The sequence below is a fragment of the Caballeronia sp. SL2Y3 genome (assembly GCF_022879575.1).
GTDB lineage: Bacteria > Pseudomonadota > Gammaproteobacteria > Burkholderiales > Burkholderiaceae > Caballeronia.
Window position 1 is genome coordinate 1201475 of sequence record NZ_CP084260.1, and the last position, 13170, is coordinate 1214644.

The 13170-nt window shown below is 62.5% G+C and carries 12 protein-coding genes; 5 read left to right on the forward strand and 7 right to left on the reverse strand.

Annotated features, from left to right (window positions below; translation table 11 throughout):
• The first annotated feature begins 78 nt into the window (after positions 1 to 78).
• The 4 genes from LDZ26_RS05645 to LDZ26_RS05660 all read left to right on the forward strand — a co-directional run bounded on the left by LDZ26_RS05645 (position 79) and on the right by LDZ26_RS05660 (position 4986).
• Positions 79 to 1650 carry an ABC transporter ATP-binding protein gene (locus tag LDZ26_RS05645; RefSeq protein WP_244848542.1) on the forward strand — a complete coding sequence of 524 codons (1572 nt, stop codon included), beginning with the start codon at positions 79 to 81 and terminating at the stop codon, positions 1648 to 1650.
• A 2-nt stretch (positions 1651 to 1652) separates the two neighbouring features.
• Entirely contained in the window at positions 1653 to 2759 is a 1107-nt protein-coding gene (locus LDZ26_RS05650) for an ABC transporter permease (RefSeq protein WP_244848543.1), read from the forward strand.
• A 22-nt stretch (positions 2760 to 2781) separates the two neighbouring features.
• A complete protein-coding gene (locus LDZ26_RS05655) occupies positions 2782 to 3711 on the forward strand; it encodes an ABC transporter permease (protein WP_244848544.1) in 930 nt (309 codons plus the stop codon).
• A gap of 189 nt (positions 3712 to 3900) precedes the next feature.
• The gene (locus LDZ26_RS05660; RefSeq protein WP_244848545.1) at positions 3901 to 4986 is read left to right on the forward strand and encodes a BMP family ABC transporter substrate-binding protein; all 1086 of its coding nucleotides are present in this window, start codon (positions 3901 to 3903) and stop codon (positions 4984 to 4986) included.
• Between the two features lie 167 nt (positions 4987 to 5153).
• Here the strand turns inward: LDZ26_RS05660 and LDZ26_RS05665 are convergent, their stop codons facing one another.
• The 7 genes from LDZ26_RS05665 to LDZ26_RS05695 all read right to left on the reverse strand — a co-directional run bounded on the left by LDZ26_RS05665 (position 5154) and on the right by LDZ26_RS05695 (position 10454).
• Entirely contained in the window at positions 5154 to 5636 is a 483-nt protein-coding gene (locus tag LDZ26_RS05665; RefSeq protein ID WP_244848546.1) for a hypothetical protein, read from the reverse strand.
• A 5-nt stretch (positions 5637 to 5641) separates the two neighbouring features.
• Positions 5642 to 6295: a M35 family metallo-endopeptidase gene (locus LDZ26_RS05670; RefSeq protein WP_244848547.1), complete on the reverse strand. Its 654-nt coding sequence runs from the start codon at positions 6293 to 6295 to the stop codon at positions 5642 to 5644.
• A complete protein-coding gene (locus LDZ26_RS05675; protein ID WP_255774934.1) occupies positions 6288 to 6815 on the reverse strand; it encodes a PAAR domain-containing protein in 528 nt (175 codons plus the stop codon). The genes LDZ26_RS05670 and LDZ26_RS05675 overlap by 8 nt, the downstream gene beginning before the upstream one ends.
• Before the next feature lie 520 nt (positions 6816 to 7335).
• Complete coding sequence (locus tag LDZ26_RS05680; protein ID WP_175940183.1) at positions 7336 to 7545, reverse strand: dodecin; 210 nt, start codon at positions 7543 to 7545, stop codon at positions 7336 to 7338.
• Positions 7546 to 7652: 107 nt separating this feature from the next.
• The gene (locus tag LDZ26_RS05685) at positions 7653 to 8144 is read right to left on the reverse strand and encodes a hypothetical protein (RefSeq protein ID WP_206468060.1); all 492 of its coding nucleotides are present in this window, start codon (positions 8142 to 8144) and stop codon (positions 7653 to 7655) included.
• Between the two features lie 339 nt (positions 8145 to 8483).
• A complete protein-coding gene (gene mscL / locus LDZ26_RS05690) occupies positions 8484 to 8927 on the reverse strand; it encodes a large conductance mechanosensitive channel protein MscL (RefSeq protein WP_244848548.1) in 444 nt (147 codons plus the stop codon).
• Between the two features lie 141 nt (positions 8928 to 9068).
• Positions 9069 to 10454 carry a DUF2252 domain-containing protein gene (locus tag LDZ26_RS05695; protein WP_244848549.1) on the reverse strand — a complete coding sequence of 462 codons (1386 nt, stop codon included), beginning with the start codon at positions 10452 to 10454 and terminating at the stop codon, positions 9069 to 9071.
• 193 nt (positions 10455 to 10647) lie between these two features.
• On the opposite strand from LDZ26_RS05695, the gene glgX reads away from it, so the two are divergent.
• Positions 10648 to 12861, forward strand: coding sequence for a glycogen debranching protein GlgX (glgX, locus tag LDZ26_RS05700; protein ID WP_244848550.1), 2214 nt, complete (start codon positions 10648 to 10650; stop codon positions 12859 to 12861).
• Positions 12862 to 13170 lie beyond the last annotated feature (309 nt).

A 13170-nucleotide genomic window follows, 5' to 3' on the forward strand; every position in this document is an offset into this window, starting at 1 on the left:
ACGGTGTCTTGCGCTCGCTCTCGCGGTAATTCTTCCCAGTCCGGCCTGCTCGGTGGCCGGACGCATATTCAGAGCTCAATGGGCGACGCCATTCAAAAGTCGACAACGCCACCGCGCCTGGCGTTGTCCGGCATCAGCAAGCAGTACCCGTCCGTCAAGGCGAACGACGGCGTGAATCTCGTCGTCATGCCCGGCGAGATCCACGCGGTGCTCGGCGAAAACGGCGCGGGCAAGTCCACGCTGATGAAGATCATCTACGGCGCGGTGCGCCCGGACGAAGGCGAGATCCGCTGGCAGGGCGAGACCGTCGACATTGGCAGTCCGGCCGCGGCGCGCAAGCTCGGCATCGGCATGGTGTTTCAGCACTTCTCGCTGTTCGAAACGCTGACCGTCGCCGAAAACATCGCGCTCGCGCTCGACGACAAGTTCGACATGAAGGCGCTGGCAAAGCGCATTCGGGATGTGTCGAAGGACTACGGGCTCGATGTCGATCCGCAGCGGCACGTTCATAGCCTGACGGTCGGCGAGCGGCAGCGCGTGGAGATCGTGCGGTGCCTGTTGCAGAACCCGCGGCTGCTCATCATGGACGAGCCGACTTCCGTGCTCACGCCGCAGGCCGTGCAAAAGCTCTTCACGGTGCTGCGCCGGCTCGCGGCCGAGGGTTGCAGCATTCTCTACATCAGCCACAAGCTCGACGAAATCCAGGCGCTGTGCGAGAACGCGACGGTGATGCGTGGGGGCCGCGTGACCGGCAATGTCGATCCGCGCAAGGAAACGCATGCGTCGCTCGCGCAGTCGATGGTCGGTCATTCGCTGCCCGACTACACGCGCCGCGCCCACACGCCCGGCGATGCGCTGCTCGCGGTCAGGAATCTTTCGGTGGCGAGTCCGGACCCGTTCGGCACGTCGCTCCAGAACGTGTCGTTCGAGGTGCGCGCGGGCGAAATCTTCGGCATCGCGGGTGTGTCGGGCAATGGCCAGGCGGAACTGCTCGCGGCGCTGTCGGGTGAAATACGCGATCGCCACGTCGCGGCCGATGCCGTGTCGATTTGCGGCACGCCCGCCGCCCGGCTCACGGCGGGCGCGCGGCGGCGGCTCGGCTTCGCGTTCGTGCCGGAAGAACGGCTCGGGCGCGGCGCGGTCCCGGCGATGTCGCTCGCGGAAAACGGCCTCTTGACCGCGCATCGGCAACAGATGGTGCGCGGCGGCTGGATTCGCTCGGGCGCGGTGCGCAGCTTTGCTGATCGCTGCATTCAGGCCTTCGACGTGCGCTGCGGCGGCAGCGGCGCGCTCGCTCAGAGTCTGTCGGGCGGCAACTTGCAGAAGTTCATCGTCGGACGCGAGATTTTGCAGGCGCCGAAGGTGCTCGTCGTCGCGCAGCCGACCTGGGGCGTCGATGTCGGCGCGGCCGGTTTCATCCGCCAGCAGTTGCTCGATCTTGCGTCGCGCGGCGTCGCCATTCTCGTGATCTCCGAAGAGCTCGAAGAACTGTTCGACATCTGCGACCGGCTCGCGGTGCTCGCGCGCGGCAAGCTCTCGCCGGTGCGCGCGACGGGCGAGACGAACGCCGAGGAAATCGGCCTCTTCATGGCGGGCTTGTTCGAGGGCAAGCGCGCGCCCGCGGCCGAACTCGATTCTTTGAGCAAATAAGCATGATTTTTCCGTATCGACTCGAAGCGCGCCCGACGCCCTCGCGCGCCATGCAGCTTGCGGTTCCGGTGGTGGCGGCCGTGGCGACGCTGCTTATCGGCTTCCTGATTTTCAGCATCGTCGGGCAGGACCCGCTGCGCGCGATGCACGCGTTCTTCGTCGAGCCGCTTTCCACCGTGAACGGCTGGTCAGAACTCGTGCTGAAGGCGTCGCCGCTGTGCCTGATCGGACTGGGGCTCGCGGTCGGCTATCGCGCGAACGTGTGGAACATCGGCGCGGAAGGACAGATGCTGCTCGGCGGCATCGTTGCGGGCGGCATCGCCATTCACGTCGGCGATGCATCCGGCTGGTGGACGCTGCCGCTGATGGTGATCGGCGGCATCGCGGGCGGCATGCTGTGGGCCGCCATTCCGGCGCTGCTCAAAAGCCGCTTCAACACCAACGAGATTCTCACGAGCCTGATGCTCACGTATGTTGCGGCGCAATTGCTGATCTATCTCGTGAGCGGCCCGTGGCGCGACCCGGAAGGCATGAATTTCCCGATTTCCGCGATGTTCGTCGACGACGCCTTGTTCCCGCGTCTCTATGGCGACTGGCATTGGAGCTTCCTGAAGGGCACGCGCATCAACGCGTCGGTGTTTCTGACGGTGATCGCGATTCCGCTCGTCTGGCTTTTCATGCGCAAGAGTTTCGCGGGGTTCCGGATGAACGTCGGCGGCCTCGCGCCGCTCGCCGCGCGCTACGCGGGCTTCTCGGACAAGAAGACGATCTGGACTTCGCTGCTGCTTTCGGGCGGACTCGCGGGTCTCGCGGGCGTGGGCGAAGTGGCGGGACCGATCGGGCAGCTTCAGGCCGGCTGGTCGCCGGGCTACGGCTTCACGGCGATCATCGTCGTGTTCGTCGGGCGGCTGCATCCGGTGGGGATCGTGCTCGCGAGTCTGTTGATGGCGCTGCTGTATCTCGGCGGCGAAGCGGTGCAGACATCGCTGCAATTGCCGCAGGCGCTCGCGGGCGTGTTCCAGGGGCTGCTGCTGTTTTGTCTCCTCGGCTGCGATCTGTTCGTGAATTACCGCATCAGGCGCAGGACCCCGGCGCACCGCGCTGCCTGAGACCGCATAAGAGAACTCGAAGATGGATATCAATCAAGCCAGCAATCTCGCATCGAGCGCGGTCATCGCGGCGATTCCGCTGATGTACGCGGGCGCGGGCGAACTCGTCGCGGAGAAGTCGGGCGTGCTCAACCTGGGCGTCGAAGGCATGATGCTGATGGGCGCGGTCACGGGCTACGCGGTTACGTCGATCACGGGCAGTCCGTGGCTCGGCATTCTCGCGTCGGTGTTCGCCGGGCTCGCGATGGCGCTGCTCTTCGGCTTCCTCACCATCACGATGCTCGCGAATCAGGTCGCCACGGGCCTGTCGCTGACGATCTTCGGCATCGGATTCTCGGCGTACGTCGGCAAGCCGTACACGTCGGCTGCAGTGCGCGCGACCATCGACGTGCTGCCGATTCCCGGCCTCTCGTCGATTCCCGTTCTCGGCCCGGCGATCTTCTCGCTGACGCCGCTCGGCTATCTCGCGTTCTTCATGTTCGCGGTCATCGGCTGGTTCCTGTACAAGACCCGCGCGGGGCTCGTGCTGCGCTCGGTCGGCGAATCGCCGGCGGTGGCGCATTCGGTCGGCTTTCCGGTGGTCGGCGTGCGCTATGGCGCGACGCTTTTCGGCGGCGGCATGGCGGGCATCGCGGGCGGTTACTACTCGATCGTCTATCTGCACGTCTGGCAGGAGCAACTGACCTCGGGACGCGGCTGGATTGCGCTCGCGCTCGTCGTCTTCGCGACGTGGCGGCCGGGGCGGCTCCTCATCGGCGCGCTGCTGTTCGGCGCGGTGATGGCGCTGCAGTTCTACGCGCAGGCCATCGGCGTGCCGGTGCCGACGCAATTCCTCGCGATGCTGCCGTATATCGCGACCATCGTCGTGCTCGTGCTGATCTCGCGCAACCCGAACACGATCAAGCTCAATGCGCCTGCATCGCTCGGCAAGCCGTTTTTCGCTGCGAGCTGATGCGTGCGGCGCGCCGGCATTTTGCATTCACGGTACCGCATGTAAAGTGCCGCATTCGATTTGCGCGATCGGTGTGTTGTTCCGCCACCGCACCGCGCGCGCCTGAGATTCCGCCGCGTTTTTTGACCGACGAAACTTCAGGCGAACCGTTTTCCGTTTTGCATACAACATCCAAAGAGGAGCATCACGATGCAGAAAACCTGGCTGAAGGCGATCACGGCCACTGTCGCGCTCTCCGCGACGCTCGCCGCCGCGAGTGCGCAGGCGGCCGACGCCCCGGGCGTCGCCTTCGTCTATCTCGGCAATCCGGGCGATGCGGGCTGGACCTTCGCGCACGACGCCGGCAGCAAGGAAGCCGAAGCGAAGTTCGGCAACAAGATCAAGATCACGCGCGTGGAAAACGTGCCGGAATCCGCGGACTCGGAACGCGTGTTCCGCGATCTGGCGAACAAGGGCAACAAGGTGATCTTCGGCACGAGCTTCGGCTATCAGGACTTCCAGCTGAAGGTCGCGAAGGACTTTCCGGACACGATCTTTCTGACCGCAACGGGCTTCAAGAAGGCGAAGAATTTCGGCACGTACGACGTGCGCATGTACCAGGGCGCGTATCTCGCGGGCATCGCGGCGGCCTATGTGACGAAGACGAATACGCTCGGCTTCGTCGCGTCAGTGCCGATTCCCGAAGTGGTCCGCAACATCAACGCGTACACGTTGGGCGCGCGTTCGGTAAATCCGAAGATCCATACGAAGGTCATCTGGATCAATAGCTGGTTCGATCCGGGCAAGGAAAAGCAGGCGGCCGAGACGCTGATCGGGCAGGGCGCGGACGTGCTGTTGCAGAACACGGACTCCAACGCGACGCTCAACACCGCGAACGAAAAGCATGTGCACGCGTTCGGCTGGGACTCGAACATGAAGAAGTTCGGCCCGGATGCGCATCTCGGCTCGGTGGTCACGCACTGGGGCGTGTACTACAACGATGTGATCCAGAAGGTGATCGACGGCAAATGGAAGAACGATCCGGTCTGGCTCGGCATCCCGCAGAAGGCCGTGGACCTGGAGGACCTGAACACCGGCGCGATTCCGGCGAAGGCGGTGCAGGCCGTTGCCGCCAAGCGTGACGAACTGCACTCGGGCAAGTGGGATGTGTTCAGCGGTCCGATCAAGGATCAGTCGGGCGCGGAGAAGGTGCCGACGGGCAAGACGCTGTCGGATCCGGAACTGCAGCGTATTAATTGGTATGTGGAAGGGGTCGAAGGGTCGCTGCCGAAGTAAGGCGGAGGTGGTTGTCAGGCCGCTCAGACGGACTTGGCAGGCCGCTCCGATTGCCATCGGAGCGGCTTTTTGTTGCCACCTGTGGATGGACTACGAGGAAGCGCGCTTTGCTGTGCGCGTGCGATATAACCGCTGAGGCGCGGCGGTAACGACGGAATGCCTCGGCCTTACTTGATGACCTTGCTCACAGGCGTTATTCGCGGATCGTCGCAAAGCCGATCGCATCCGCCTCGGCATATCGGCACCAACGTGACACCGATCTGATTCAGCGTCTGACTGCCGTCATCTGCTGCATCTGGTTTTCTGATGATTCTCTTGTTCAGCCAGATGTTTTCCTCCTTGATGCCAAGCTGAAGTAGATAGGGCTCAAGCGCGGACGCTCTTTGGTCGGCCAGTGCGTTTGGATCGCGCTCTTTCGCATATCCCCCCGCGTACACGATCCCTCGGATGTCGACATCCGGCCACTGGCGCGCGGCAAATACCATGTCGGCGATTCGGAGCCGGGCAGAATTCGGGATTTCCACGGAGTTGAGTGGCAGACTGGCTTCCATATCTTCCGAGATCGTGCATGCGTTCGCATTGACTGCCGACCACACCACGCAGGAAAAAAGCGTTGCGCGAATTGTGGCACGCAGCGTTAATTCGGCCATGACTGCTAATCCTCAATTCCGACATAACACGCCAGGCTGTCGGCGTTTCGTATCGCCTGATCCGGATTCCCTTGTGCCCAGAATGCCAAACCGACGCTCACCCCATACATTGCGTCGATGGAGTCAAACACGTCCGTGAAATGCGTACACTCGTGTATTAGCGTCAGCACCTGACATCCATGCCATAGTTGCGATCTTGGCGAACTGCAGAAATGCGGATATATGGCGATCATGCGCCTCGCTGTATCAGGTTTGCAGACAGCCGCGTCCGTACTGCCATTATCTGGAAATATGGTGCACGTGATGTTGCGTTGTTTCTGCGCGTCCCATCGAATGATATTCTCCGGCTTCAGGTCGGCCATGGCGCTCAAAAGCTTCGGTAGTCCGGCGTCCAAAACGGAACGCGTAACGTCATCAGAGCGACCTAACCATTTTTTCACGCGCGCCTGTTCCCGTGCGTCCCACTTCGATACCGCCGCGATACGGGTTTGAATCAGGTCGAGAGCTTCGGCGCGCGATTTGACAACCGACTCCCTGAACTCCTTGTTGCTCATGTTCGAGCATATTGGCGTCATGTCCAGATCAACATGCACCTGCGACCTCGGCACCGCGTTAGTCTCCGCTGAGTCGTGAGCGATTACATAATCGGTGTCAGACATTCTTATCTTCCATTATCTCGAGGCTGAGCGTTTCGGGGCCGCTGGTCGTTAGTCGTTGCGTTCTTCCTTTGCCGTCAGTAAGCCCACGCCAAATCGGACCCGACGAGGAAATAATCTGGTAACTAACGCCTACGTGCGGTTGTCCCGTCGCGGCATCGCGCAAGACATATTGCTCGTCGTAGGTATTCGGCGATGCGGTTACAGCGTTCCCCGTTTGGGCGATAAGGCTCCCGTCATCGCCGTCATCATAGAAACAGCTGGGATTGGGACTTGCCATCACCCGGTTTTGAGCGCACGGACACGAGACCAAGTCGCCCTCTAATACGTCCGCTCGTCCCCGATAGCATCGCCGTGTCGCCGTACCGATGATCTTGAACGCGCCTCTACACTTGCCACATGTGGCTTCGTCGCCGTACAGCGCAAACGGCTTACCGTGGTCTGTCATGTGAGTAGCTGAGCCGCCGATGACTATCCCGCCCGTAGTGGTAGGACTGCCTTGTACCACGAGAGCCTTACGCATATGCACGGCTCCGGCTGATGCGCAGTTGGCGAAGGTCACAGAGCCGCTCGTGGCTTGTCTCCGAACCGCTTTGATATCGGACACCGCCAGCCAGTCCGTCAAACGGAATTTCGCAATACTGCAGTTCGGGTTTCAACGTTGCGGTCCGCTTGCCGCACGGAATGCGCGAACGGGTGGGAATTGGAGGGCGGATAGCTGCTATTTGTCTGTTCGTCATTTGAGTTCCTTCACGCTTCTCGGGCGTAGAGCACACCGCCTCCCGCTAGCTAAACGAGGAAGGAACGCAATCCGACAAATCTTATCCTTCTGTAAGCCTTGAACCCACACAGTGATGACATTGATCGATTCGTCTGCGACGATGCCAAGTGCGTCGCACTGACCGTAATAAAGGCAGCCCGAACGGTCTGCCTTCCGAAAAAGAACTCCCAGGAAGCGAAAATGCCGTTCGGTCACTGACTGAACGGCATTTTCCTTCGGCGCGGTTTCCACTTACGGCATGCAAAACGCCAACACTCGACGCTCAATCATCGATCCGCAGCCCCACCTTGATCGTCACCTGCCAGTGCAGGACTTCGCCGTTTTCGATATGCCCGCGCGTCTCGGTCACTTCGAACCAGTGCATATTGCGCAAGGTCTTCGAGGCCTTCGCCAGCGCGACGCGCACAGCGTCATCGCTCGATTGCGTCGAGGAGCCGGTGAGTTCGATCTGCTTATAGACGTGATCCGACATGCTGTTCTCCTTGTGGTTTGCTCGGACTTCGATCCAGCAAGGCGCGCGCCACGGCGCAGCAAGGCCGCCGTGTCACGCGGAAGATATCGAATGCAAAATGCCGACGGTCAACGCAGCGGACGCGAAGCGGCGTCGCCTGCATCCTGACGGCGCGTGCCGCGGCGTCTGCGAGCCGAAACGGTCGCACCGAATTCGCTCAGAATCTGCGTGCGGGCGCGGCTTGCGAACACAAGAAAGCCGAAGCCATTCGCCTCGTACCAGTAGCCGCCGTTCTCGAGCCCGTCGAGCGGCTGCTCCAGAGCATTCGTAATGGATTCGACGCAGCGCCGGTGCAGCTCGTCGATGGCCGGGTAGGGCGGCTGGGCGCCGCGCACGCTGCACAGCAGGACATCGAGTCCTGGCAGCGCATGGGCGTACAGCACCGGTTCGTCCTGCGCGCGAGCGCGTGCAATCTTGGTATCGAGCTGGCCGAACGGCTTGAAATGCCGCAGCACGGCGAGAAACGACTCATCGCCATCAGCCTTCACGCGTCTACGCTTTTTCGGGAAGGACATAAAAACTCGCCTGAAAAAGAATTGCAAGAAACGCAGCGTCCTCATGCGGCCACTCCCGTCTTGCGTGCCGCACGTCGATCTTTTATAGCGCATCGATGTGATCGGGTCACGGTGATTCGGGCCTCCGGAACGCGCGATCGGCAAAATTGCCGACAGGCGTCAGAAGCGCATGAATCGTGCCGATGACCCGTTGGCGGCCCGCTGGCATCCCCTCGGCATTTCCTATGGGTATCTATCTGACATCTGTCTCAATAATAGTCCTGCTGTGCGCCGCGCGAATAGCCTTCGCGAAGAAAAAAAGCGCCCATGCTAAGGAAAGGCGGATAGGGCGCCCCAAAGCGGGGCTCTCAGGGCCTGCCGGTTGCGCGCGACCCCCACGCTCGTCTAGACGCGCGGCGTCTTTTTGAGTTCGTCGCGGATCTCGCGCAGAAGCAGCACGTCTTCGGGCGGCGCGGCGGGTGCCGCCGCTTCGTTGGGCTTGCGCAGATTGTTGATGAACTTGACCATCAGAAAGATGATGAATGCCAGGATGATGAAGTTGATCAGCACGGTGATGAACGAGCCATAGCCGAACACCGCCACGCCCGCCGTTTGGAGATCCTTGTACGAATCCGGATTGCCTTTGAAGGTCGGCGGTATGTGGCCGAGCCGGATGAAGAGATTCGAGAAATCGAGGCCGCCTGTCGCGAGGCCGACGACCGGCATGATCAAATCCTTGACGACGGAGTTCACGATAGTCGAGAACGCGCCCCCGATGATGACGCCCACGGCGAGGTCCATGACGTTGCCCTTGAGGGCGAAATTCTTGAATTCTTCGATCATGCTCATGCGGGGATTCCTCCTTTCAGGTCCGAGACGATTGTTGTGAGGGTGCAGCAGACCGCGATCGCACGCCGCTAAGCATGCTTTGCATTTCGCTCGCAGGCAAGGCAATGATAGTCAATCCGGTTGCGCGTCGCGGGCGAGTGACTACGCGGCCTGAACGCGCCCCACGCTGATCGCCGCGCAAAAGGCCGCGTGATCCGCGACGGTCTGGGCGCCGTATCGCTCGGCCCACGTTGCGTAGGCGGCGTCGAGCTTGTCGGATGCGCCGCAGTAGCCCGCGATCAGCGCCGGGTCGCCGGTGCGCGCATGCGCGCGGGCGAGCAGCAGTCCGAGACACCACGCGTAGAAGTCGAACGTGGCGCCATGCAGCCAGTCGACGGGAACGGAGCCGCGGATCTGCTTCATCTGGCGTACGTAGAAATCGCGCCCGGCGATGGTCGTCCAGCCGAGCAGCGCATCGGATGAGCTTTGCAGGAGCCGCTGTCCGTGCACCACGCGCCTGCCCTGATGCCGGAACGGTTCTTCGAGCGGCGGCACAAACGGCGCGGCAGCCGGCACGATGCCTTCCTTCACTTGCATGAAGATCGGGTCGCCGAGCGCGCGGCCGATCAGCAGCACGAGATACGCACGCGTGCCGACGCTTCCGACGCCCACCACGCGATGCGCGACATCGACGACATCGTAGCGTTCGAGCATCATGCGCCACTCGCCCGCGATGGTCTGCAGATACGCCCTGAAGCCGTCGATGACGTGATTCTTCTCGGCGGCGTCGAGTTGCGTGAGGATCGGCGGATCGACCTTGAAGCGCCAGCTTTTGCCGGCCGGCTCCGCGACCTTGGCGAGCATCGTTGCGTGCGAGCGTTTCATCGCGCGCTCGACCGTGCGCTCGATGGTGGCCTTTTCGTCGGCGTCGAGATGCGTGGGCGCGTCGATGTGCAGGGCGCTCGCGTAAGAGCGCATCTGCCACAGATCGTAGGGGCTTACCTGGCGCAGTTCGTTCATCGTCGTGCGGTACGCCTCGCACGCGGAACGCACGGCGCGCTCCCGGCCTTCCATGTCCACGCTGTTTTCGCGGGCCGCGACGTTGATGCTCGCGGTCAGGCGCTTGAGGTCCCATTCCCACGGAGCGACGATCGTCTCGTCGAAATCGTTCAGATCGAACACGACGTCCTGACGCGGCGTGCGAAAGAGGCCGAAATTGTTGATGTGCGCGTCGCCGTCGATCATCACGTTGTGGCCGATCGACGGCGATCTCGACAGATCCCAGGCCATGACGGTCGCCGCGCCGCGCAGAAACGCGAACGGCGATTCGGCCATGCGCGACATGCGCAGCGGCACGAGCCGCGCCTGCCGTCCCGCGTTGACGGCGAGCACGCGCTCGACGGGATCGGGGCGGTCCGGCTCGGGCTGCCAGTTCGCGTGGGCCTCGAAAGGGATGGCGTCGCGCAGCGCGCGGCCGGCGGCGCGGCTTTCGTCGGCGGTGCCGCTTGCTTGCGATGTCGTCGGGATGGAGTTGAAGCGCGTGGACAAACGTGTCTCCTTCGGCGAGCGAATGCTGCATGTGCGATGGACAGGTCAGCATACCGCAGTTCACGGCGGCTTAAGGAGGCGCTGGCGTCGTGGTTGCGGGCACATGCCTTGCTCTTACCCAATCCGCTTAATGCCGTGCAATGCGGCACCCCTATACCGACGCATCGCGCGTCATTCTCTGCAGATCATCCTCATGCCGAATCAATTCCGCATTGCCGAAGGGTCCCCGTTTCCGCTTGGCGCGACGTGGGACGGAAACGGCGTCAACTTCGCCCTGTTTTCCGCCAACGCGACGAAAGTCGAACTGTGCCTCTTCGACGAGAAAGGCGAGCAGGAAACGCAGCGCATCGAGCTGCCCGAATACACCGATGAAGTCTGGCACGTCTATCTGCATGGCCTCAAGCCGGGCGCTGTGTACGGCTACCGCGTGCACGGGCCTTACGAGCCGGAGAACGGACATCGCTTTAATCCGAACAAGCTGTTGCTCGACCCGTACGCGAAAGCGCACGTCGGCGAGATGAAGTTCGACCCGGCGCTCTTCGGCTATACGCTCAACGCAGAGGGCGACGACCTCACGTTCGACGAACGCGACAGCGCGCCGTTCATGCAGAAATGCCAGGTGATCGACCAGAACTTCACGTGGACGCATGCGACGCGCGTGCGCGTGCCGTGGGAACACACCATCTTCTACGAAACGCACGTGCGCGGCTTCACGAAGCGCCATCCGGCGATTCCCGAAAACATGCGCGGCACCTTCGAAGGGCTCGGGCAGAAGGAAGTGGTCGACTACATCAAGAGCCTCGGCGTGACGTCCGTCGAGCTGCTGCCGATCCACGCGTTCGTGAACGACAGCTATCTGCTCGACAAGGGCCTCACGAACTACTGGGGCTACAACACCATCGGCTTCTTCGCGGCCGATCCGCGCTATTTCTCGCGTGGGCCGGGCGTCGTCGCGGAGTTCAAGGAGATGGTCGACCGCTTGCACGAGGCCGGCCTCGAAGTGATTCTCGACGTGGTCTACAACCACACGGCCGAAGGCAACGAGCGCGGGCCGACGCTATCGTTCCGCGGCATCGACAACGCGTCGTACTACCGGCTGATGCCCGAGCAGACGCGCTACTACATCAACGACACGGGCACGGGCAACACGCTCAATCTCTCGCATCCGCGCGTCTTGCAGATGGTCACCGACAGCCTGCGCTACTGGGTGACGGAGATGAACGTCGACGGCTTCCGTTTCGATCTCGCGACCATTCTCGGCCGCGAGCCGTATGGCTTCGACGAAGGCGGCGGCTTCCTCGACAGTTGCCGCCAGGACCCGATTCTCTCGAGCGTCAAGCTGATCGCGGAACCGTGGGATTGCGGTCCGGGCGGCTATCAGGTCGGCGGCTTCCCGCCGGGCTGGGCCGAATGGAACGACCGCTATCGCGATACCGTGCGCGCGTTCTGGAAGGGCGACGAAGGCGAATCCGCCGAACTGGCGACGCGCATCACCGCTTCGGGCGACAAGTTCAACAAGCGCGGGCGCCGTCCGTGGGCGAGCGTGAACTTCATCACGGCGCACGACGGCTTCACGCTTAACGATCTCGTTTCCTACAACGACAAGCACAACGAGGCGAACGGCGAAGACAACAAGGACGGTCATTCGGACAACAAATCGTGGAACTGCGGCGTCGAAGGTCCGACCGACGACCCGGAGATCCGCGCGTTGCGCGAGCGGCAGAAGCGCAATCTGCTCGCGACGCTCCTGTTCTCGCAAGGCACGCCGATGGTTCTCGCGGGCGACGAGTTCGGCCGCACGCAGCAGGGCAATAACAACGCCTATTGTCAGGACAATGAGATCAGCTGGGTCGACTGGGAAGGCATCGACGACGACGGCCGCGCGCTGACCGAGTTCGTGCGCAAGCTGACGACGCTGCGTCATACGCTGCCGGTGCTGCGGCGCCAGCGCTTCCTGACGGGCGAAGTCCGTGAAGACCTGGAAGTGGCCGACGTGACTTGGCTCAGCCCGAGCGGCGACGCGCTCACGCCCGAGCAGTGGGACGACCCCGGCATGCGCTGCTTCGGCGTGGTGATCGACGGCCGCGCGCAGGCCACCGGCATCCGCAAGCCGGCATCGGACGCGACGCTTCTGTTGATCGTGAACGCGTACCACGATGTCGTCGATTTCACGCTGCCGGACATTCCTGGACCGGATCAGTGGAGCTGTCTGATCGACACCAACGCGCCTGTCCGCGAGGAACTGCCGCAGTTCGATTCGGGCGATGTCTATCAGGTCACGGGCCGGTCGCTGCTGCTTTTCGCGCTTCAGGCGCGCGGCGCGACGAGACGCGTATTCGAGCGGCTGGAGGAGGCGTTGACCGACGAAGTGCCGCCGGAGCAGGGCGACACGCCGTCCGCCAGTTGACGCATGTGCTCCCGCCGATCACGCGGGAGCTCACGCCGATTGGTTATCATGCGATCTTTGCATTCGCAAAAGGCGGCGCAGGCCGCCTTTTTTGTTTCCACGATGCCTCTTTCAAGCCCCCTCGCATGATCCTGCACACGTTCTGGCGCGTGGCGACGTGGGATCAGCTCGAACGCATCTGGGAATTCGTCGTCGGTTTCTTCAAGTTTCTGTGGGCGTTGCTGCGCTTTTTGGGCGGCGGCTGAAGCAAGCATAGAAAAGAATAAGGCCCCGCGAGCGGGGCCTTGCTTGCTTGTGGCTCGACGAAGC